The organism is Deinococcus marmoris (assembly GCF_001949125.1).
Taxonomy (GTDB): Bacteria; Deinococcota; Deinococci; order Deinococcales; family Deinococcaceae; genus Deinococcus; species Deinococcus marmoris_A.
Window position 1 is genome coordinate 47,888 of record NZ_MSTI01000028.1, and the last position, 21,019, is coordinate 68,906.

23 protein-coding genes and 1 tRNA gene are annotated in these 21,019 nt (G+C 64.9%); 14 read left to right on the forward strand and 10 right to left on the reverse strand.

Annotation, left to right across the window (positions count from 1 at the left end; genetic code table 11):
• Positions 1 to 20 precede the first annotated feature (20 nt).
• A complete protein-coding gene (locus BOO71_RS04075; RefSeq protein ID WP_075830700.1) occupies positions 21 to 1,124 on the reverse strand; it encodes a hypothetical protein in 1,104 nt (367 codons plus the stop codon).
• 72 nt (positions 1,125 to 1,196) lie between these two features.
• Between BOO71_RS04075 and BOO71_RS27605 the strand changes: the two genes are divergently transcribed.
• Positions 1,197 to 1,364, forward strand: a complete 168-nt coding sequence (locus tag BOO71_RS27605) for a plasmid mobilization protein (RefSeq protein ID WP_175607360.1) — start codon at positions 1,197 to 1,199, stop codon at positions 1,362 to 1,364.
• 85 nt (positions 1,365 to 1,449) lie between these two features.
• Here BOO71_RS27605 and BOO71_RS04080 read toward each other — a convergent pair whose 3' ends face one another.
• The 9 genes from BOO71_RS04080 to BOO71_RS04120 form a co-directional block, all read right to left on the reverse strand.
• Positions 1,450 to 2,217, reverse strand: a complete 768-nt coding sequence (locus BOO71_RS04080) for a hypothetical protein (RefSeq protein WP_075830701.1) — start codon at positions 2,215 to 2,217, stop codon at positions 1,450 to 1,452.
• Positions 2,214 to 2,489 carry a hypothetical protein gene (locus tag BOO71_RS04085; RefSeq protein WP_075830702.1) on the reverse strand — a complete coding sequence of 92 codons (276 nt, stop codon included), beginning with the start codon at positions 2,487 to 2,489 and terminating at the stop codon, positions 2,214 to 2,216. The genes BOO71_RS04080 and BOO71_RS04085 overlap by 4 nt, the downstream gene beginning before the upstream one ends.
• Positions 2,486 to 2,701, reverse strand: coding sequence for a hypothetical protein (locus tag BOO71_RS26740; protein ID WP_139322732.1), 216 nt, complete (start codon positions 2,699 to 2,701; stop codon positions 2,486 to 2,488). The genes BOO71_RS04085 and BOO71_RS26740 overlap by 4 nt, the downstream gene beginning before the upstream one ends.
• Positions 2,702 to 2,862: 161 nt before the next feature.
• Positions 2,863 to 3,222, reverse strand: a complete 360-nt coding sequence (locus tag BOO71_RS04095; RefSeq protein ID WP_075830704.1) for a hypothetical protein — start codon at positions 3,220 to 3,222, stop codon at positions 2,863 to 2,865.
• Entirely contained in the window at positions 3,219 to 3,530 is a 312-nt protein-coding gene (locus BOO71_RS04100) for a hypothetical protein (RefSeq protein ID WP_075830705.1), read from the reverse strand. Before BOO71_RS04100 ends, BOO71_RS04095 begins: the two co-directional genes overlap by 4 nt.
• Positions 3,527 to 3,850 carry a hypothetical protein gene (locus tag BOO71_RS04105; protein WP_139322733.1) on the reverse strand — a complete coding sequence of 108 codons (324 nt, stop codon included), beginning with the start codon at positions 3,848 to 3,850 and terminating at the stop codon, positions 3,527 to 3,529. The genes BOO71_RS04100 and BOO71_RS04105 overlap by 4 nt, the downstream gene beginning before the upstream one ends.
• A 492-nt stretch (positions 3,851 to 4,342) precedes the next feature.
• Positions 4,343 to 4,729, reverse strand: a complete 387-nt coding sequence (locus BOO71_RS04110) for a hypothetical protein (RefSeq protein WP_075830707.1) — start codon at positions 4,727 to 4,729, stop codon at positions 4,343 to 4,345.
• The gene (locus BOO71_RS04115) at positions 4,729 to 5,415 is read right to left on the reverse strand and encodes a hypothetical protein (RefSeq protein WP_075830708.1); all 687 of its coding nucleotides are present in this window, start codon (positions 5,413 to 5,415) and stop codon (positions 4,729 to 4,731) included. The genes BOO71_RS04110 and BOO71_RS04115 overlap by 1 nt, the downstream gene beginning before the upstream one ends.
• A 740-nt stretch (positions 5,416 to 6,155) precedes the next feature.
• Positions 6,156 to 6,677 (reverse strand): helix-turn-helix domain-containing protein, encoded by a 522-nt coding sequence (locus BOO71_RS04120; protein WP_139322734.1) that lies wholly within the window; start codon positions 6,675 to 6,677, stop codon positions 6,156 to 6,158.
• A 309-nt stretch (positions 6,678 to 6,986) separates the two neighbouring features.
• On the opposite strand from BOO71_RS04120, the gene BOO71_RS04125 reads away from it, so the two are divergent.
• The 13 genes from BOO71_RS04125 to fabG all read left to right on the forward strand — a co-directional run bounded on the left by BOO71_RS04125 (position 6,987) and on the right by fabG (position 21,019).
• Positions 6,987 to 8,912, forward strand: coding sequence for a hypothetical protein (locus tag BOO71_RS04125; protein ID WP_139322735.1), 1,926 nt, complete (start codon positions 6,987 to 6,989; stop codon positions 8,910 to 8,912).
• A 95-nt stretch (positions 8,913 to 9,007) separates the two neighbouring features.
• Positions 9,008 to 11,116 (forward strand): DEAD/DEAH box helicase, encoded by a 2,109-nt coding sequence (locus BOO71_RS04130; RefSeq protein WP_075830711.1) that lies wholly within the window; start codon positions 9,008 to 9,010, stop codon positions 11,114 to 11,116.
• Positions 11,117 to 11,182: 66 nt separating this feature from the next.
• Complete coding sequence (locus tag BOO71_RS04135; RefSeq protein WP_075830712.1) at positions 11,183 to 11,743, forward strand: hypothetical protein; 561 nt, start codon at positions 11,183 to 11,185, stop codon at positions 11,741 to 11,743.
• Positions 11,744 to 11,794: 51 nt separating this feature from the next.
• Entirely contained in the window at positions 11,795 to 12,583 is a 789-nt protein-coding gene (locus tag BOO71_RS04140; RefSeq protein WP_075830713.1) for an HNH endonuclease, read from the forward strand.
• A gap of 52 nt (positions 12,584 to 12,635) precedes the next feature.
• A complete protein-coding gene (locus BOO71_RS04145) occupies positions 12,636 to 13,277 on the forward strand; it encodes a hypothetical protein (RefSeq protein WP_139322736.1) in 642 nt (213 codons plus the stop codon).
• A 446-nt stretch (positions 13,278 to 13,723) separates the two neighbouring features.
• Positions 13,724 to 15,010, forward strand: a complete 1,287-nt coding sequence (locus tag BOO71_RS04155) for a hypothetical protein (protein ID WP_075830716.1) — start codon at positions 13,724 to 13,726, stop codon at positions 15,008 to 15,010.
• Between the two features lie 420 nt (positions 15,011 to 15,430).
• Positions 15,431 to 15,694: a hypothetical protein gene (locus BOO71_RS04165; RefSeq protein WP_075830718.1), complete on the forward strand. Its 264-nt coding sequence runs from the start codon at positions 15,431 to 15,433 to the stop codon at positions 15,692 to 15,694.
• A gap of 188 nt (positions 15,695 to 15,882) precedes the next feature.
• Positions 15,883 to 15,968 (forward strand) — tRNA-Leu (locus BOO71_RS04170).
• Between the two features lie 307 nt (positions 15,969 to 16,275).
• Complete coding sequence (tig, locus tag BOO71_RS04175; protein WP_075830719.1) at positions 16,276 to 17,661, forward strand: trigger factor; 1,386 nt, start codon at positions 16,276 to 16,278, stop codon at positions 17,659 to 17,661.
• Positions 17,662 to 17,792: 131 nt separating this feature from the next.
• Positions 17,793 to 18,836, forward strand: coding sequence for a beta-ketoacyl-ACP synthase III (locus BOO71_RS04180; RefSeq protein ID WP_075830720.1), 1,044 nt, complete (start codon positions 17,793 to 17,795; stop codon positions 18,834 to 18,836).
• Positions 18,833 to 19,759 carry an ACP S-malonyltransferase gene (fabD, locus tag BOO71_RS04185; protein ID WP_075830721.1) on the forward strand — a complete coding sequence of 309 codons (927 nt, stop codon included), beginning with the start codon at positions 18,833 to 18,835 and terminating at the stop codon, positions 19,757 to 19,759. The genes BOO71_RS04180 and fabD overlap by 4 nt, the downstream gene beginning before the upstream one ends.
• 52 nt (positions 19,760 to 19,811) lie before the next feature.
• Positions 19,812 to 20,270 (forward strand): hypothetical protein, encoded by a 459-nt coding sequence (locus tag BOO71_RS04190; RefSeq protein ID WP_075830722.1) that lies wholly within the window; start codon positions 19,812 to 19,814, stop codon positions 20,268 to 20,270.
• Entirely contained in the window at positions 20,267 to 21,019 is a 753-nt protein-coding gene (fabG, locus tag BOO71_RS04195) for a 3-oxoacyl-[acyl-carrier-protein] reductase (protein WP_075830723.1), read from the forward strand. The genes BOO71_RS04190 and fabG overlap by 4 nt, the downstream gene beginning before the upstream one ends.

Here is a 21,019-nt window from a genome sequence, read left to right on the forward strand (position 1 = left end):
TGAGGCCGGGGCGGTGAGGGTTAAAGGAAGATCGGCGCGTCTTTCTCTGCGGTGTCTACCAGCCAGCCGTCCGGTTCGGTGCGCCCGGCGTCGATGATGTCGTACCAGAACGCGGTGCTGTGCGAGAAGAGCTCCACGGCGTCCTCAGTGGCGAGGTAGCAGTCCGACTCTTCGTCTGCGATCTTCAGGTGCACGCTCTCACCAGCGAGCAGCATGCGCCGGTTTTCGATCGTGTTCGTTTCGAGGGCCGGCCCCCACACTGCATCACTATCTGCATCGAAGAAGATGTAGTGGCCGGGGAAAACTTCCTGCGTATCGCCTTCCTCGATCTTCTCTTCTTCGAGGGGGAGCAGGTAGACGCCCTTCTCCTCGATGATGTTGTAAGGGCTGCTGATCTGCCCGTCAGCAAGCTGGAGCGCGCTCCGGCTCAGGCTTGCAAGCGCGTGACCGTGCTCTTCGTGATTGACCAGCACCAGAACGCTGGTCAGACCGTCGGGCACGTACAGGTCTCCAGTCGGCATGGTCTTCAGGTGTGCGTCGGCGGCGTTGAGGGCTGCGATGCGGGCGGTCAGTGCGGTGCTGTGGGTCATAGTGTTCTCCTCGGTGGCGAGAGGCTGCGTGGCGGGGGCGGGGTTGAGCGGGCTGTTCGTTTCGTTGGTCATGGTGTTCTCCTCGGTGTCGGTGTCGTCGTCTTCCTCTTCGTCGTCGTCCAGCGCATCGGCGGCCAGCTGATCGGCGACGCGCTCCGCCTCCCCGGTGAGCAGTTCATCGAGGTTGCCCAGGTCGGTCAGGTCAACCTCGAGGCGGGCACAGTCGGCGCGGATACCCTCGATCAGGGTCAGGGTGTCGGAGGTGGTGCCCCAGCTGCGCGCCCAGTCTTCAACCTCTTCGATGTGACCGATGGCGGCGTCGACCAGCTTCTCCAGTTTCTCGTCGTCGATGTAGCCGTCTTCGCTGATCTGGTCTGCGAGCTTGCGAGCGCGGGCGGCGATGCGGGGATGGTGATGCCGTCTGCGCGGATGGCCTTGAGGAGGGCGGGGTAGGTGAGGGGGGCGTCGCTCTCGGGGGCGGCGGTCAGTGCGTTCTTCATAAGAGAAGTATATACCGTTAACGGTAGTTGTCAATCAGGTGCGTACCGTGCGATGGGGGTATCGGGGGGGTAGCGGTATACGGGGTTTTGCGTGTTACCCTGAGTCATGAAGAAAGACACGCGCACCCCGATGGTCACCGAGCGAGAGAAGGTGGTCGGCGTCAGACTTTCCGACGTTGAGCACGCAAAAATCAAGGCTGAAGCCGATAAGGCAGGTCTGAAGATCTCTCAGTATCTGCGTATGGTTGGGCTGAGGTCGGCTGATACCCCCTAACCGACACCCACAGTCTGCGGCCCTGGCATCACGTCAGAGCCGCAGACTTTTGTTGATTTAGCGCAGATTAGCTGCGCCTGCGCGCTCAGCTAATCTGCGCGGCTGAGACTCGATCCTGTCGCTGTCGCCACTTCACATCTGCGCGCCGTGCAGCCCTCACGCCGTTCTTCTCTGCGCGCTTGCGTGCCAGTCGCTGTTCTTCAGTCCCGCTCCAGGCCTCGTCAACCCGCAGCAGCTCCACAGCGGCGGCAGCGGCGAGCCAGCGCTGGCGGTGCTCGGGCGCGGTCCAGTCTGCCCACACTAGGCGCTGCGTTTTTCCGTCAACCTTCAGCCGCACGGGTTCGCGAGTTTCAAGCCTGAGGTGATCCCAGAGTGTCACGGGCGTGCCGTCTTCCTTCGCCGCGACGACTTGACCGAGGGAACCGGACAGCAGCAGGCCCGGCGCGGCGACGCTCAGGGTGTAGCCGTCGCGGGTGTTGATGCGCACGTTCGGCCTGACGGCGTATGTCGCTGTGGGGACGCCAGCCACAGGTGCGGGCGCGGCGGCACGGTATCGCTCCAGCGCGTCGATCTGCTGCTGTGAGGCCTGGCCGGCAGCGACCAGCACCTGCTGCTTTCGCGCGCGCGCTGCTGGTGCGCTGACGGGCGGGCGGGTCGTTTTGAGCGGGTGGAAACTCCCGAGGTCGAGCGGGACGAACGCAGGCGGTCCCGCAGGCCAGTCCTTCCCGCCTCCACACGTCCTTCCCGGGCGCAGCTCTGACCCGTTGATGATCGCCAGACTGATAGCAGACACCACAGCGAGTTGCATCTGCCTGCGCGCGTCCTGTCGGTTCCTGGTGCGCAGAGTCTTCATTCCAGCTCCTCCCTGTCCCTGCGGCGCGCCTTCTTGATCTCCCGCCGCCGCTTCGCTTCTTGCTGCACCTCAGGGTCATAGCCGGGCCGCTCTGGCTCCCCCTGCGCCCGCCTCAGCCGCCGCAGGTGCGTGCCGATGCTGCGCGCGGTGTCGTGGTCCTGCGGGTGGCCCTCGCCGTCATCGTCAATGGTCCGCATCCGTTTCCGGGCAGCCTTCCGGCGGCGCAGCTCCTCTCCGATCTGCAGGGCCTGCGGTGTGTACTCAAACGTCATGTCAACCTCTCGATGATGCTCAGGGGTGCGGCGAGAAACGCGTCTGCGCGCAGCCAGATCACCGGCAGCCCGGGCAGGCAGAGGCCACACCACCAGGGGCCGTTGTTCCAGCGGTGCGCGATGACGGCAATCTTCTTCCCGCCCGCATCTCGCTCTGCCTGCGCCCTCCAGTCGGCCACAGCGGCGGGGGCGCTCATGCAGTTGTCTTTCATGCGCTTAACCTCCCAGTGCACCCCGGGCATCGAGGAGCACCGAACGTCAGGCGACTCCACACCGCCCGCATGCTGCACGCCGCGTTCGGCGGGGTGTCCTGCGGCGGTCAAGAGTTTCGCGAACTCGAGTTCTCCCCTCGCACCTTTCGCTCTGCTGTTCGTCATCTGACCCTCCGACGCTTGATCCCCAGGTCGCTCAAAAACTCTTCGATCTCTTCGCGCTGCACCCGTTCAGCAGTTGCTCGACTGTGCGTGGGGATGCAGTGCACGGCCGTCATACCCTCACCACTCACCACAGCGATGCGGCCCTCGTGCTGGAGCCGGGCGAGTGCGTGCAGGACGTGTGTGGCGGGGCGGCTGAGGGTCATCGAGATGTCGGGTGCCGTGGCTCCACAGGTGTAGTGCTCAGACAGGCAGGCAAGCACCTGGGCATCCAGCTTCACGGCCTGATCTGAGTTCAGAATCTGAACTGCGCTTGGACGCTCAAGCCGCGTCGCTGTGGTCAGGTAGGGAAAGATCATCTGATCGCCTCCTGCGCCCGCGTCATCGCCAGCAGGGCCACAGCGGGCGAGGTCCTGGGCGTGGCATAGATCCACTGAGCAGTAGGTGGCAGCCGCACAGGAGGCAGATCAACCTGAGGCGCGGTGATGATGACGCTCTCGCTGTCGGGGCCGCTACTGGCACCCCAGGCGAGAATGCTCAGCGCTTCGTGGTCCGGCCCGTGCGCGTAGCTGCTGCGGTCCTGCACCCGCACCCCCGGCAGGTAGTGCGACGCGCGCAGGGCTAGTTCGTGGGCTGCCGGGCCGGTGATCACCACCACCGCACTCACAGCGACAGCTCCTGCGCCAGCCCGGCGGCCAGCGCGCTGATGTCGCAGCCAGCCTGTGTTCTGACGTGACGGCAGTAGGGGGGAAGCTCAGGGTCCCCGATCGGCTCGGAGATATACACGATCACCGGGTCTGACTCGTCTGGGTCGCAGTTGAGCGACCTATCCCAACACGCGGCGTCGGCGGCCAGCGTGGCGGTCTCGTCAGGACAGCGGGTCTGCCGTGCGTCTACCGCACGTCCGTTGGTGTACGCGGCGACAGACTCAGCCAGCAGTTTGGCGTGCGGCCCGCTGATGAGCGCGAGCGGCTGCAAGGGCCTCACGACTGCTCCAGACGCAGGATTTTTCTGACGCGGACCTGTGGATCAGGTGCGGGTTGGGGAGGGTACGGACGGGGGACAGGTACAGGCATGAGGGCCTCGACGAATGACTGAGTGCGAGCGGCAGAAACGCTCTAGCTTTGTCCTCATGTCATCCACCTGTGCTGTGCGGCACGTCTGCATACATACATAGTACCAGCGTTTTCCGCGTGCTGCACGCGAAGCACCCCCGGCAGTGGGGGGTAGGGGGTACTATCCGCGTTTTGTGTCGACAGCGCTTTTGCATTCTCCAGCGTGCTGCGCGGCGCGTTTTGCAAAGTGCTGAGGGGTGAGGAGCGGGGGTTACTGGGGACTCGGGCGCGCTGCGCGCCCGAGTCCCTTCTGCAGGGGCGGTCGCGGGTCGTTCGGCGGGCGGCGGCGGCTGGCGGGATGAACCCAGGGTGTAGGAGGACTACCCGGGCGCGCTGCGCGCCCGGGTAGTCCTTGGAGGGGCGGTCAGGCCGCCTCTGTATCTCGCAGCCACTGCGCAAGCTGCTGCGCCCCGAGACGCGGCGGCGGCACTAGGCCGTGCGCTGCGCTGTAGGCGCGTAGGGCGGCCAGTAGGAGGGTGTCGGCGTCTGGGTATCCCCAGGCACTCAGCCAGGCGTCTTGGGCCATACGGTGAGCGGCCTGCCTGTCCCCCGTGTCGTCGTGGTGGTGCGGGCAGACAGAGACGACCACGTAGTCCCTGAGCGGGTTGCGGAGTTTTCGCGGCAGACCCCACACGGCGAGGTGGTGCAGCACCACAGGCTTGACCCCGCAGCACACGCACCCCTGGGTTGCAAGCCAGGTCATGTAGGTACCGGGGCCATGCTTGAACGGCAGCGTGAACGCGATCAGCATCAGTCAGCCCCGGCGCGGCGCTGCAGCTCTCGCAGCACGTCGATGTGTATGAGCACGTGATCCTGCGCGCCGAGCAGAGCGGCGAGGCCTGCGTCGGGGAGCGCGGACACGGCCGTGATCAGCGCGGCGAGTTGCTCCGGCGCGCCTGTGGGCATCTCTATCCGCTGCTCACCGGCCACGCGGGCCAGGCGTTCTTGCAGGGCGTCGAGGGTGTCTATGGCCTCCAGCGGCACCGCCCGGAACGTGCAGCCATCAGGCGCTGATGGGGCGGCTTTTCGTCTGTGTTTGCCTGCGTCAACCTGCCCCTGCACCTCTGCAACGGCAGCAGTCACTGTTGACCCCACCAGCGCATCTTGCAGCGCGTAGCCCGCCGCCGTCGCCTCAGATGGCGTTGCGCAGGTCAGGCCGCGCGCGAGGGCTTCGCCGCCCCTGAGCCAGCCGTACAGCAGGCTCTTGCCGTAGGGTTTGAGGCCCTGCATGTCGCGGCGGGCGTTGACGGCGGAAAAAAAGGATCCGCCGGGCTTCCCGGACTGCTCCCACAGCGCATGAGCGGCTGCGGTGTCGCGCTGCTGGGTCCAGGCGTCTTTCTCGGCGGCATCGTGGCGGGCGCTGATGGTGTCGGCTAGGTCAAGCCAGGAGGCGGGGGCCGTGATGGTCAGGGCGGGCGGGGTGAGGGTAATGTGCATATACATAGTCTAGCAGCGAGTTCGGAATCTGAACTCACGCCCTAGTGGATGCCAGTCCCCCGCACATGAGAAAGGTGAGCGAGAAGGCGTTTCGAGGTCTGACCTTTCGCGGTTTTTCGTCGTGTTCATCGCGCTTCGGGTTGCGGGCGCGCAGAACGGCTCTCATGTTGTAGGTCTGACCTTTAGGGGGTTTTCGTCGTGCTTGTCGCGTTTCGGAGTTTTCGGGCGCGCAAGAGAGATTTCCACAGGTTCTTGCGTGAGACGGTGAGGCCGGTCCGGGGTGGCCTGGGTCAGGGGGTGGGGGAGTGATAAGAGAAGAAGAGAAGAGGGTAGGACTGTGGTTAACATGGATGACTTTCGAGCATCCCAGACCCTTCCCCAGGTCTGACCTTTGGCCTGTTTTCGCCGTGTTTGTCGCGTTTCAGGCTTCTTGCATGACCTCACCACCACACTCATCGCTGGTCACCACCCCGGCAGCCGTCAGACGTGACCCGATCTGCGTGGAGGAGTTCTACACTTGACTTACTGAAGGACAAGCGTTGCTTAACTCCTCCCTGCTCGTGCTTCTGCACGGTCGGGGATAGCAACATTTTTACTGGATCTGGTCCGGTGGTGGGAGTGATAAGAGAAGAGATAAAGGAGAGAGCATCTGTGGTCTTACATGGATGACTATGGGACATCCTCGCTCACCCCCGCTCGAGGTCTGACCTTTAGGCCTTTTTCGTCGTGTTCATCGTGTTTCAGTCAACCGGTTCTAGCCCTGCAAGCGTCCCGAGGTGCTCAGCGCGCACCGGGTCCTCGCCCTGCCGCAGGATCGCGGCGCCCCGTCCCGTCCGCCACACATGCAGCCCCGGCGCATCGGTCGGCGCAGTCATCACCATCAGCCGAACCGGGGTGTCAGATGCGATGAGACCCCAGGTGCTATCTACCTGCACCTCGCTGGCCCCATCAAACGCCCACGCGCGGTCCCTGTGCAGCCGCCAGACGCCCCGGCGCGCCTCGGGGATGCTGAGTGCTTCCCACAGGTCCGCGTCGCTCCAGTCGGGTTCCAGACGCCCCACAGCAGCCGCTATCTGACCGGCCACCGCGTCGCTGGTTCGGGTCGCCAGATCGCGCCCGAGGTTCGTCCTGCCGCCGTTGAGGAGCATCGCGAGGGTCTGCTCGTGCACCCCACACAGCTCAGCCATCCCGCGCACGGTCAGGCTGTGCCGTCGCATGATCTGTTTAAGCGCTTCACCACGCTGTTTACCGCTGTTATCCATGTCCGACACTATAGGACACACCCCCCTATACCCCCACTGCCAGTCTTCAAACTGACCCCATCTGAATCGTTTCAGAAGGGCCTTCGGAGGGGGTCAGTTTGAGTCTCAGGCTATGCACGTACAGGGTGTCTGATGTATGGTTGGAGGACCAGCGGATGTTGCTCCCTGCTGCTCTGGAACAAAAGGACCACCCAGACAGCAAAAAGCAACCGCGCTCTATCCCGGACGGAGAGCGCGGTGGTGACGCGAAGGAGGGACGCCAATCCCTGCGACAACGTTACCACAGGGACTGCGAAGGAAACAGCCACCATGACCCCGAAAACAGCGATGGACCCCGTGCAGCTCGACACCCTCCCCACAGTGCTCACCGACGCCCCCCTGTGGCGCATCTGGAAGCGCACATCGACCGGAGGCAAGCTGCCGGTCGGCCTGGACGGCATTGCGCGCGCCGGGAACAGCGGCCACGAACTCGCTACCGCGCACCCGCTCGAGACCGTCCTGCCGCTGCTGAGCAACCGCTACGGCCTCGGCGTCACCACCGGCTACGCCCCCCTGCCTATGGTCGTGATCGACGTTGACGAAAAAGAAGGCAAGTTCACTGGCGCGCGCGTCACCGCAGAGATGGCCGCCCGCATCCCGCGTCTGACCCCGCTGATCGGCATGCCCTACCTCATGGCAGCGATGTCGATCGACAGCATCGACGCCGACGGGTACGTTGAGAAAAGCGTGAGTGGACGCGGCCTGCACGCGTTCCTGGGCGGCACCGCGCCCCAGGGCCACGGGGTCAAGTGGCAGTTCGACGCGGACTACGCGATGCTGAACCTCACGACGTTTTTCGGCATCGCTGGCATGCGCGTGACCGTCGCCGTGCTCGAAGAAGAATTCGCGCTGTACAAAGACAGTTGCGAGGGTGAGATCTACAGCGAGACCCGCTGGCTGACCGTCACGGGAGACCAGCTGCATCCCGCCGGCACCGACACCGCCGCGCTGGCGTTGGCACCGACTGAGTATGGGCAGGAGATCATCAACCGCACTCTGAGCTGGGTGGGCAAGAAGGCACACAAGGCCAACCCCTCAGCCGTGGCGATCGACGCCAGCCTGCGCGCCCAGTACGTCGCCCCCGAGAGCCTCACCGGCCCCCTGCGCGCGTTCAGAAGCCCCGGCCTCGCTAAGCTGTGGCGGAACGAAGCCGGGCAGAACCAGAGCGACGCTAACTTCGCGCTGTGCATGACGCTGTTTGAGATACTGGGAGACGAGCCCGAGCAGGTCAACGCCGCTTTCATCACCTCGGGCATGATGATCAGGAGCGACGGCGACCCCACGCGCTGGTTTGACCGCGACGCAGGCGGCACGCACGGCTCACGCACCATCACGAACGCCCGAGCGAAATGGATCGCGAACGGCTGCAAGAAGTCGCTGGGCGGCTCCCACGGTGCTCCCGACGAACCCGTTGTAGTTGACTGGCCGCAGGAAGCGCGCGACCAGATGCTGACTAAAGTGCTCAACGCCGCGAAGGGCACTCTGTCGCAGCGTCAGGCCGCGCGCAGGCTGCTCCTCGATCTCTTCGACCTGATCGACGCGGGCGAGTACCACCCACACGGCGGCGAGCTGCACATACACAGCGGCGGCCTCGCTGCGATCAGCGAGCGCGTCGGCGGCTCCACAACCAGCATCAGCGCGCGTCTGGAATGGTTCGCGATGGCTGGCATCATCAGCAGCTACAGCAGAGACTCGGAGGGCCGCCCGCGCATCGTGATGGCCGCGAGCGCCGCGCAGTGCATCGCGCTCCAGGAGGGGCTTCGGCCCGGTTGCGACATCATGCCCTGCCGCCCCCCCAGCAGCAAGCCTCGCAAGCCCCGCGTGACCCCGGCTGCGCCCCGTGTGGCACGCGATCCGCTCCCCCGGCACATCCAGCGGGCGGAATGGACCATGTGGATGATTCACAGTGGCGAGCGGGACCTGAACAGCATCGCCGCGCTGACCGGACAGAGCGCCCGCAGCACCAAAAAGAACGTGCAGGACATGCAGGAGCTGAACCTGCTGACCGATGACCTGACCCCCACCTGCACCCGCCCCGAGTTCCGCGCGCTGGTGCTTCAGGAGCGCCTGCGCAACAACGAGATCACCCGTGCGCGGCGTGCAGAGGCAACCCTGGAGTACCGCAGGCGGATGGAGATGCGGAACGTGACCTACAACAGCGGCGGGTATGACGAACTGGCGAACGCAGCTGACTGATCTCGGCGGTGGGGGCGCTCACTACCCCCATACCCCCATCGCCAGACCGCTCAATAGGACACAGCTACATGTATAGTGATCTCAGGAGACACCACATGACCTCAATGCCCCACCTGTTCGCCCCGGCCCCCGTTCACCAGCCCCTCCCCGCCGCCCTTGTTCCCCGTCTGACCGCCCCTGTCGCCCGCGTGCCCACCGAGATCACCGACGCGCAGAACGAACTGCGCCGACTGCTGCGCGCCGCCGCTGAGCGCGGGGAAACCGTCGCTGGGATGGCTGGTCCGGCTGCCGCGCTTGAGATCGTCAAGGTCAAGGCTGAGGGGAAGGGCTGGCTGTACCACCAGAGCAACGGCACGGCGTCTGTGATCGCGCGCACCGATGGCCTCCCGCGTCTGTGGAAGCGGGGTCAGTGGGTCAGTCTGCTGCTGGCTGTGGAGGCTGTCCAGGGCGAGGTCGCGGAGGTTTCGGAGCTGTCGGTCGGGCTGCCTGGGGAGGGGTTTGCGCTGCGCTGGTATCAGGCGCGTGCGATCGACGAAGTTGAAGCGGCGTGGGAGATGATGCGTGAGGTTGGGCCGACTGAGCCGGCGGGCGAGTCAACACCTGTTGAGCTGCTGTTGCTGCGGTCTAAAGCGGTGCTGCTGCAAAGCGTGACAGGGAGCGGGAAAACGGTGATGCTGGTTAAGCTGATCAAGCGGCATCAGGCGCGCTACGGCGGGATGGCTGTGGTCATGGCGCATCGCATTGAGCTGCTGGAGCAGACGCGCGACAAGCTGATCGCTGACGGGATGCGACCTGAGGAAGTCGGCATGCTGGGGAACGGGCACGTTCCGACAGCGGGCAACACTGTGGTCGTCTCTACCGTGCAGAGCGCGCACAAGCTGCAGCGTTACGTGAGCGCTGGCTCGCACCTGATGGTGGTCATTGACGAAGCGCATCACTCGCTCGCTGCTGGCTACATCAGGGCCTGCATTGAGCTTGACCCCTATGTGATCCTCGGCGCGACTGCGACCCCCATGCGCAGCGACGGGAAGGGACTCGGAGACATGTACGGCCACATGGTGCAGGGGCTGGGGTACGTCGCAGCATTTGAGGCCGGGCCGAACGGTGAGCCCGCTGCGCTGGTGCGGCCCACCTACTACTGCGCGAGCACGCCTGATCTTCAGGGGGTCAAGTTCAGCAGGCTGACCGGCGAGTATGACGCCGCCGGGGCAGAGGCGGCCATGATGGTCCCCGAGATCGTCGCTAGCATCATCAAGACCGCAGACTCCCTCTATAGCGACAAAAAGGCGATCGTGTTCTGCGCGACGAGGAGCCACGCCGCTGCGGTGCTTGATCTCTATATCAAGGGCGGCTACGTCGCTGAGTCGGTTGACGGTGAGACGCCCGCGCAAGAGCGCAGAGAGCTGTTCAAGCGGTTCCGAGACGGCGAGACTCAGGTGTTGATCAACGTGCTGGTCGCAACAGAGGGGTTTGATGACCCGAGCACCGAGGTCGTGGTCAACCTCGCTCCGCGCAAAAGCCCCGTGCTGTGGGTGCAGAGCGTCGGGCGTGCCCTGCGCCCCGCCGACGGTAAAGAGGTCGCCCTGGTGGTTGACCACACCGACACCATCCACCGGCTCGGCCCCGTTGATGCGTATGACACTTGGACCCTCGACACGTCGAAAGGCGCAAACAAGACCGTTGAGCGCATCTCGCGCGAGCCAGCAGAGCGTGAGTGTCAGTGCGGCCACACCTACACCGGCGGCAGCAAGTGCCCGAACTGTGGTGCGGTGAGTCTCGGCAAGCGCTGGCACGCAGAAAACAGGGCGGCGCTGGATGCGGAGCTGGTCGAGTACGGCGGGAAGAAGATGCTGGTCAGCCAGATCAAAGAGGGTGGGCACGCCGCGCTGATGGCCGCGCTGGCTAACAAAAAGGTGCCGAAAGAAGAGCGTCAGGCCGCCGCAAAGGCCGCGCTGGACGACGCGCAGAGGGAATCTATCTACCGTCAGATGGTGCAGTGGGCGGTCGCACAGGGGAAAAAGCCGGGCCTGGGGTACGTCATGTACAAAGATGTGTTCGGGACCGGTACGAGCAACGCCTGGTCGCGTGATGGGCTGCCGGTCACGCCTGAGATCGCAGAGTTGTGCGCTGCTGCGAAACGGCGTATGGACATCGCATGGAGGCTGAGCCAGGGACCGCGCAACGGTGCGAGCTGGAAGCGCTGATAGTACACAGTTTTATGTGAAACGCCCCGTAAGCTCAGCGGGGCGTTTTGCCGTACCATGCGCACTATGAGCTTGCTTCACCTGATGACCGGCAAGCGCCGCAGAGACGCTGGGCCAGCGCCAAAGCCCGCTGAGTTTGACGACGTGGACGCGTGGAGGGCGAAACGTTTCGGACACTGGCTGAGGACCCACAACGTCACCGTCGACGGGTTCAGCGCCGTGTCCAAGCAACTCTCTGCGCCCGGCATCTCCCGCACGGCCGTCATCGCGCTCAGCGGCGCGGCGGGCAGCGCTGTGACGTCTCGCTGGTCAACCATCCGCCGGCCAACGCTCATCGCGGTGTGGCAAACGATGAACCAGGTGGAGCCGCTGCGTTTGCATGAGCTGCGAGGGATGCTGGACGTCGCCGCTGACCATGACGCAGGTGTGTGGGCTGAACCGGAGGCGGTGGCCGGAAGGGGAGAGGGGGCTGTGAGTGTGGACGGCGCGCTGTCTGTGTCATGGGATGTGACCGATGCGCGCGGGCCGCACGTGTACGGGGTGGAGGGAGGCTATCTGATCACCACAGAGCCGCTTGATGGCGGGTCACGACTCGGCAGGCTGCGCGCGATCACGCCCACCGACTGATGGGCGGGTGTGCGTCGCTGTTAGGACATAACTACATGTATACTGATAGGCATGACACAGAGAGCGCTCCCGCTGAGCACCGCGTACAAGCCCCTTGACCACAAACCGCACGCCCTGGTTGCTGACTATCCGGAGGGTTTCGGGGAGGCAAAAAGAGCGTTCCTGGACTGGCACCGCAACGGCAAGCCAGCCAGTGAGCGGGGTCGCTGCGAACACTGCGGGCGCACGGAGCAGGAGGTGCGCGCTGCCGGTGAGGGCGAGACCAACTGCTCGCATATCGACCACAACCCTGACGATCTGAGCGCGCTTCAGGCGCTGTGCCCGCGCTGCCACCGTGCCAACGACAAGGTGCAGCAGAGTTGCGCGGCGGCCTTGACGCTGATCTGTGAGGGCCGCATGGTGCAGGAGCGCCTCAAGCTGCGCCTCGAGGACCTGAAACGCGCCGTGAGTCTGCTGGGGCTGCCTGGCGTCACACCAGGCGGCGCAGACTTGGCTGTGGTGTTGATACTGCACGCCGCGCAGGACGGCAGTTCAGAATCCGAACTGAAGACCGCGTTCAGAAAACTGCTCGGTGGCCTTGCTGAAGAGAGCGACGAGGACGTGCGCGCAGTGATCCGGGCTGCGCTGATCCGCCTCAGGATGCGCCGCGTTCCGGTGATCACCACAGAGTCTGTGGCCGTCGGTGGTCCGCTGATCTGGTCCAGCTCCGGCCTGTATTGGCTGCAGCTCGAAGGCTCGCTGACGCTGCCTGGACACATCACAGAGGCAGGCCCAGGACTGTGGGAAGAGGCAGACAGGCAGTACCGCTACGCACGCAACAGCCGCTACGCCCGCCGATAGTACACAGATACACCCGAACCGACAGGAGCAGACCATGAGTAAACTAGCCCCCATGATCATCAGAAGCACCCGTATGCGGTTCACCCCACAGGAGGCGCAGACACTCGCAGGCGCAGACCGTGATGCGCTGACCAGCATGACCCACACGGCCATGCGCGGCCCCGTCGCCGCCCTGCCTGAGCCGATACCTCGGGCAGACCCCACAGCCGCCTACCTAGTGCTGCCGCGCCTGGTCCTGACCCCCGATCTGGCTGAGCAGTGGCAAGCTGCCAGTCAAGAGAGACGCGCGCAGTGGGTGCGTGCTGGTCTCGCCCGTCTTGCACGGCACCACAGTGAGGGTCGCTACCTGCTGAGCGATGTGCCGTACCCCGGCGTTGAGGGCGCGTCTAGGCAGGCAATGACTGTGGGAAACGGCAACCGCGTGATGCGTGCCGCCTGGCTCACGCGGCACGGACAGACCCGTGCGGGGACGCGGCCTGGGCAGGTGATCGGGGCCGGTGAGATCGGACTTGCTACATCGCTTCCCCTGTGGCGCGTAGAGGACGAGAGGAAGATGTTGCTGCGCGTGATCGCTGCCGAGAGCCTGTTCGGAGCAGCCTCGGAGGAGCCGGCCCGCAGCTACCGCCCGGACATCCTCGATAACTACCAGGAGCTGCTTGCTGGACGTGTGGACGCCTCCGACTACCTGATCTAAACGCAGACAGTACCCCCTACCCCCCAGCGCGCCCACCTGGGGGTAAGTATTAGGACACACCTACATGTATACTGATATAAGACAAGGAGAAACGCCATGACCCACAGAAACATCCCGTTCACCCCCGCCCTCACCCGCCGCTGCGACGTATGCGCCGCGCCCGTCGCCGGAGCCGCTCGGTGCGACGACTGCGTGGTTGCCGGGCTGGCCCCGTTCGGCACCTGCGAGACCTGCGGGTACACCCTGCCCTGCCCGTGCGTTGGGGAATCCGCCGCCCTGGATCACTGCATCATCTGCGGGCAGGAGACTGAGAGCACGGCCCACCCGCTCTGCAGCAGCTGCTACGGGGACCCCCTGCTGCGCGCCCACCTGCGTGCCGAGCTGCACGCTGACCTGCACGAGGGTGTGTCTGGGGTTCGCGTGCTGTGGGAAGGGGAGGGGAGGCTGTGACCCAGGTTCAGCAGCTCAACCTGATCCCACCCGCTGCCGCATCTGGGGAGCGGACACAGCGCGCCGAGGTAGCCGCAGCGCTCAGGGGTGGGCTGACGCTCAACGCATCTCAGATCGGGTTTGCCTTGCGCGCCCGCGCTGGTGTGATCCGCCCTGAAGCCCAGTGCACCGTGAAGTTCGAGGGCCGGGAACTGCTGACCGCAACGGGTGGCGAACTGCTGCGGATGATCGCGCAGGAGCGGGAATATGGCCTGGTTCCCGGCGGCCACGTACGCCTGGGAGACCGTTGCGGTACCGTACTGACCCTGACGCCGGCGGATGTGTCAGAGGTCCTGTATGGCCGTGCGGTTCAGCCACAGGAGGCGGTGTTCGTTGAGGATGGCAAGGCGGCGATGTTCGGCGGCGAGATCGTGCGCCGTGAAGCGCTGACCGTTGACCACGCTGGGCTGATCGAGCGGCTGGAGCAGGCGCTGCTCAGATGCGAGGGGTGGGGTGACTCAGAGTGTGAGAGTCAGAGGCGGTGTCACGTTGGCCTGTCTCAGAAGATGGAGCGGGCGCGCGCCGGAGACATGACCTCTTACGACATGATGGCCGCAGAGTGGGACTGGCAGACCTCACAGCCGGGGTTCTGGAACATGCTGGCCCGTGTTGCGCGCATCGTCAGTCCGCAGGAAGCGGCGGCTGTTGATGAGAAGTTCCCGGCGTCGTCTGTAGCGTCTCAGGGCATCATGCCCACCCCCCGGTCTGTCATCAAGGAAACTGATGACGGGTCAACGTTTGAGCAGGTCATGGTTGACTGCTACAGCACCATGGTTCGGAACATGCCGGACAACGGGATGCAGATCATCTGCTTCGCTCATACCGATCCACGCGCCTGGATGCGGTTCGGACTGGTGCTGTCCGAGGCGGGGCTGGCCATCTCTAAGGTCCACATGATCGTGATGGACCCCGCCTCAGTACGGCGTGGCGACGCGCTGACCGAGGCTGCGGTGATCGTCTGCCGGAAGCGTGTCGCCGCGCTGCCAGTTCTGACGCAGCAGGAGTTCGCCGCCGCTGTGGAGCGGGCCGTGGAGTGCCGCCGCGCAGACAACAAACGCGCGGGCTTGAGACCAGCCGGAAAGGACCTCAGGCAGCAGGGCGTGGTCGCAGCCATGCAGACGGCGGTCAACAACACTATCGCTGGCACCGATCGGCGCGTCGAGATGGAAGCCACAGCGAAGGGGGCCCCATACAACGCCATGGCAGAGATGGGCGGCAAGCTGATGTTGGGGAGTGGCGCATGAGCAGGTGGCCGAGTCCTGACTTCATCCTGCCCGTGTCATCTCGGGAGCTGCGCGAGATGGTCCGCACACCGCGCGGGCTGGCAAGGGAGTGGGACTGTCTCGACGGGAGCAAGTTGCGGTTCGCGATCAGGTGGGAGTGTGGATACCCCTGGCTCGCGTGTCTGCTGCTGTGGCCGAACGGGTGCACCAGTGTGTACGAGGTGCGCGGCGTGAGAGTGCCCGGGGGCCGATACGCCGACGAAGAGAGTGATGACTGACCCACAGCACCCCCTGATCTCTGCCGACTGACCCACCGTCACTGTGCCATCTTTTCAACCGCCGCTGAAGCTGATGCCCGCGCGCAGCCCGATCTGAGTGCGCAGTTGGTTAGGTCAGTCGAAGTTACTGAACGCTTTTTCTCATCTTCAGAGGAGTCCAAACATGCAACTGCTCACAGTTCGCCCCCTCAGCATCACCCGCCGCCCGGACCCCTCAGCCCTGGTTGCAGCCGCTCACATCTGTCTCGCTCGCACCACCTGCATCGCCGCCGCCTGTGAACTCGCCTGTCGCAACCTGACGTGCCGACACGCGATCGACATGACGGTGCAGCTGATAGAGCTGGTGTGGTCTGAGCTGCGCGGCCTGGTCAGTCTCGGCACCGCACTCCGCGCCGCTGGTGAGATGCTCCTCGCGTTCAGTCGCTGAGTCCTGCAGGGATCACCTGCCCGGGTGATTCTCTTGACTCCCTACACCCCCGCCCCAGCGCGTGCAGTCGCCGAGGGGTTGCAGCCGGGCGTGATCTAGTACCGCCTGCCCGCCCGGTGGTGTACTATGTTCGCGTGGCTGCGGAGCAAACAACGCGTCCCACACGCGGGCTTTAGCGAGTTGCACATGCGGGGATGGCGGAACTGGTAGACGCACTAGACTTAGGATCTAGTATCCGTAGGATGTGAGGGTTCAAGTCCCTTTCCTCGCACCAGCAAGACAGGCACAGCACCAAAATACGCAGAACACAGGCAGCGCGGCGGTTTTTCCCACACGGGAGGGCCGCCGCGCCGCTGTCTCTGCCAGCAGATGAGGGAAGGGGCAACCGGGGTGGGTGTACGCACAGGGTCGAAACGCACTATGATGCCGGGCGGCATGTCGCGTGCGCGCTGGTCCCGCAGTCTCAGGTAAGGAGTGCAGGAGCGTCACCGACACGGCAAAAAATCAAAGCTGGAATGCGCCCCCGGCGGTGGTCCCCACTGGACCCCTGGCCGCGTGGGACAGCGAACGGGAGAAATGACGTGGCAGAACTGATCAGCAGAGAGGGCAACAAGGTGGAGTTCAGGGTTTCCGTTCCCGCCTCCGAAGTGAACCGGGCATATGACCAGGTGTGGTCCGGGCTGGCGCGCGACGTGCGCGTCCCCGGCTTCCGCCCCGGCAAGGCTCCCCGCAAGGTCATCGAGGGCCGCGTGGGCAAGGGTTATGTGGAACAGGAAGTGCGTGACCGCCTGCTCCAGGCCAACTACAGCAAGGCCGCTCAGGAGCTGAAGCTGAGCCTAGTGGACGCCAATATCGATCCCCAGGAAGTGGTCAGCGGACAGGCTTTCGAGTTCACGGTCAAGGGCGAAACCTACCCCGAAGTGAAGCTGGCCGACTGGAGCAGCCTGAACCTCAGCGCCGAGTCGCCCGAGATCACCGACGACGTGATGGAGCGCACCCTGGGCGACCTTCAGGAGCGCAACGCCACCTTCGAGGAAGCCGAGCGTGCCATCGAGGCCAGCGATCAGGTGACCGTGGAGGAACAGGGCGAGGACGGCGGCACCTACCCCATCTATCTGGACGTGGCCGAAGAGCATGTCCGTGAAGCGTTGCTGGGCAAGAGCAAGGGCGACACCGTGGAAATCACGGTTCCTGCCCACCAGCACGGCGATCACGAGCATCCCGAACACGCCGTCACGGTGGTCATCAAGGACGTGAAGGTCAAGAAGACCCAGGCCCTGGACGACGAGTTCGCCAAGAGCCTGAACTTCGACAACCTGGAGCGTCTGCGGACCGATCTGAAGGCCGAGCTGGAGCGCCGCGCCGCGCAGGAGGGCGAAACTGCCCGCCGCGAGGAATTCGTCTCGCACCTGACCGAGAACATGGAAGCCGACATTCCCGCCGCGCTGCTGGACCGCCGCCGCGACGCCATGCTGGAAGAGATCAAGGATGATCTGGGCCGCCAGGGCGTCAAGTGGGGCGAGTACGAGAGCTTCATGCAGGAGCAGGGCAAGCTCGACGAGTTCATGGCCGACCTGTCCAAGAACGCCGAGAGCCGGGTCAAGCGCGATCTGGCCCTGGAAAAGCTGGCTGAGGACCTGAAAGTCCAGGTCAGCGACGCCGAGTTCAACCAGACCATGAACGCCCTGGCGCAGGCCAACGGCATGAACCCGCAGGAACTGAGCAAGAACCTGGGGCCGGACGGTATCAACACCTACTACGCCAGCCTGATGCGCGAGAAGGGCCTCCAGCAGGCGATGGCCCAACTAAGCAAGCCTGAGCAGGAAGAGGCCGCTCCGGCAGAAGCTGCTCCTGAAGCAACGCAGGAAACCAAAGCCGAGGAAGCGCAGCCGGAAGCCGAGCAGCCCCAGACCGAACAGGTTGAGGGCGAGCAGACCGAGGGCGAAGGCGAGAACAAGACCGAGTAAATCAGAACCGAGAGAGGGGCGCGTCCTGCGGGGTGCGCCCTTTTTCGTTGCTCGTTTGTAGATGTGTTCCGTCCTTCAAAGCTGAACTCAATTCATTGAACGTCCGTTCAAAGAATGCTACCGTGATTGACATGACCGCTCCCACCGTCCGCCCCAGCATCGGTATCACCGCCCTGGGCAGTTACACACCCGAACGTATCGTGCCCAACGCGCACTTCGAGGCGTACATGGACACCAACGCTGATTGGATCGAGTCGCGCACGGGCATCCGCGAGCGGCGTTTTGCGGCCCCCGACGAGTACACCTCCGACGTGGGCGTGGGCGCAGTGCGCGACATGCTGGCGCGTGACCCGGACGCCCTGGGGGAGGTGGACGCGGTGATCTGCGCCACCGTCAGCCCGGACGCGATGATGCCGTCCACCGCCGCACTGATCGCCATGCAGGTGGGGCTGGCGGGCGCGGCAGCCTTCGATCTGTCTACCGCCTGTAGCGGCTTCGTGTATGCCCTGAGCGTGGCGTCGGGCCTGATCCAGTCTGGCGTGGCGCGGCGCGTGCTGGTGGTGGGGGCGGAGGCGCTGAGCAAGATCGTGGACCAGCAGGACCGGGGCACGGCCATCCTGTTCGGAGACGGCGCGGGCGCGGCGGTGGTGGGGCCGGTTCCGGCTGGCCTGGGGTTTCAGGAGTTCATCATGGGCGCGGACGGCGCAGGCGGGTCCAGCCTGTATCTGCGCGGCGCGGCTCCGCAATTGCCCGGCGGTTTTCAGATGGGCCAGTACGTGGGCATGAACGGGCGCGAGGTCTTCAAATTCGCCGTGCGCGTGCTGGGCGACAGCGGCACCAAGGTGCTGCAAAAGAGCGGCCTGACCAGTGCGGACGTGGACTGGGTGATTCCGCATCAGGCCAATGTGCGGATCATCGAGGCCGCCGTGGAGCGCTTCGGCATTCCCATGAGCAAGACCGTGGTCAATCTGGACCGCTACGGCAACACCTCCAGCGCCACCGTGCCCCTTGCGCTGCATGAGGCCGTGCAGGACGGGCGCGTGCAGGACGGCCAGCAACTGCTGCTGATCGCCTTTGGCGGCGGCCTGAGCTGGGTGGCCGGAACGATGAAATGGTGGGGCGGCGCACCCAGCCTGAAGGCATCGGCCCCTGCGCTGGCCGAGGTGGGCGCTTGAGTCCCCTCAGCAGCACCAACAGAATTGCCGCCCTGTTTCCCGGCCAGGGTTCGCACTCGGTGGGCATGGGCGCTGATCTGGCCGCCGCTTTTCCGCTTGCCGAAGCCGTGTATGCCGAGGCCGAGCAAACACTGCCGGGTCTGCGCGCGTTGATCGAAACCGGACCCCTTGAAGACCTGACCCTGACGGCCAACCAGCAGCCCGCCCTGGTGACCGCCAGTGTTGCCGCATACCGCGCATGGCAGGAAAAGACGGGCCTGACGCCGATGGTGGCCGCTGGACATTCGCTGGGCGAATACAGCGCTCTGGTGGCTGCCGGAGTCCTGTCTCTCTCCGATGCCCTGACCCTGACCCGCAAGCGCGGCACGCTGATGCAGCAGGCCGTCGCGCCCGGTGACGGGGCCATGAGCGCCATCATGGGCGATCCGGCAGTGGTGGCGGAAGTCTGCGAGGGGATCACGGGCGTGCAGCCCGCCAACTTCAACGCCCCCACGCAGACCGTGATCAGCGGCGAAGCTGGCGCAGTGGCCGAGGCCAGCGCCGAGTTGAAGTCACGCGGCCTGAAAGCCATTCCCCTGAAAGTCAGCGCCCCGTTCCACTGTCCCCTGATGGCCCCGGCTGCGGCAGGTCTCTCGCCCGATTTGAAGGCAGCGGCTTACGGCCCCTTTGCTTTCCCGGTGCTGGCGAACGTCACGGCTGAATTGAATGACGATCCCCAGCGCGTGCCAGAGCTGCTGGAACGCCAGATCACGGGCGCGGTGCGCTGGGTGGAAACGATTGAGGCGCTGGCGGGCATGGGCGTGGACACCTTTATCGAATTCGGCCCCGGCAAGGTGCTGAGCGGACTGGTGGGCCGCATCGTGCCGGGCGCAAAGACCCTCCAGATGGGCACGGCGGCAGATGTGGAAGCGTCCCGGTTGTGAGGGTGCTGGATGATTTGCCCTTGCTCCCTGTGGCAAGCCAGAATGGTCCACTATGAAAAGACTTGCTCTGGCGTTTCTCGTCGCTGCGGCGGCCACATCCTGTAACCGGGAAGTCGGGTTCACGCCCACGCCCATCTCTTTCGCGGACCATCCCAGCGTCCTGCGGGGGCCGTGGAGCGGCGACACCACCGCCGGGCAGAGACTGCGCCTGCAACTGACCGCCGCCTACGACACCGCCAGCAGCTACCGGGTGACCGGAACGGGGAGCCTGGATCAGGAGCCGCTGAGTGTGACGGGCAGCGTGGGGGGCGGCTCGCTACACACCTATCTGCGCCCGCAACTCACGCCCGCTCCAGAGACGGCGAAATTGACGTTGCAGCGTGCAGGTAAGGCCGATCTGGAGCTGCGGTGTTACGACATAGGCGGCGACGAGGCTGGAGCCGCCTGGCTCTGGCAATGCTTCCTTCCCGACAACACGAAATCGTTCAATCTCACCAGGGAAACGTCATGACCGAACCACAACCCAACAAAGTCGCCCTCGTCACTGGCAGCAGCCGGGGCCTGGGCCGGGCAATGGCCCTGAAACTGGCCGCAGACGGCTTTGATCTTGCCGTCCATTATGGACGCAATGCCGCCGAGGCCGAGAAGGTGGCGGAGGAAGTCCGCGCCTACGGCGTCCGTGCCAAGGTGTTCGGCGCTGACCTCACCACGCCTGCCAACGCCGGGAAACTCGTCGAGGACGTGATCGCGGGGATGGGGCGTCTGGACGTGCTGGTCAACAATGCCGGAATCCCCCGCGACGGCCTCGCCATCCGCATGAAGGACGAGGACTGGGACGCCGTACTTCAAACCAACCTGTCCAGCGCGTTTTTCGCGTGCCGGGCGGCCATCAAACACATGATGCGCGCCCGCTCTGGCCGAATTATCAACATCGCCAGCGTGGTGGGATTGACCGGCAATCCGGGGCAGGCCAACTACGTGGCCAGCAAGGCTGGACTGATCGGGCTGACCAAGGCGCTGGCCAAGGAATACGGCGGGCGCGGCATCACGGTCAACGCGGTGGCCCCCGGTTTCATCGAGTCCGACATGACGGCCACGCTAACCGAGGATGTAAAAAAGGGCTACCTGGCTGGCATTCCCCTGGCCCGCCTCGGCCAGCCGGAGGAAGTCGCCGCGTTGGTGGCGTTCCTGGCCTCCGACGGTGCTGGATACATCACTGGGCAGACCATCGGCGTGGACGGCGGTTTGAATCCGCATTGA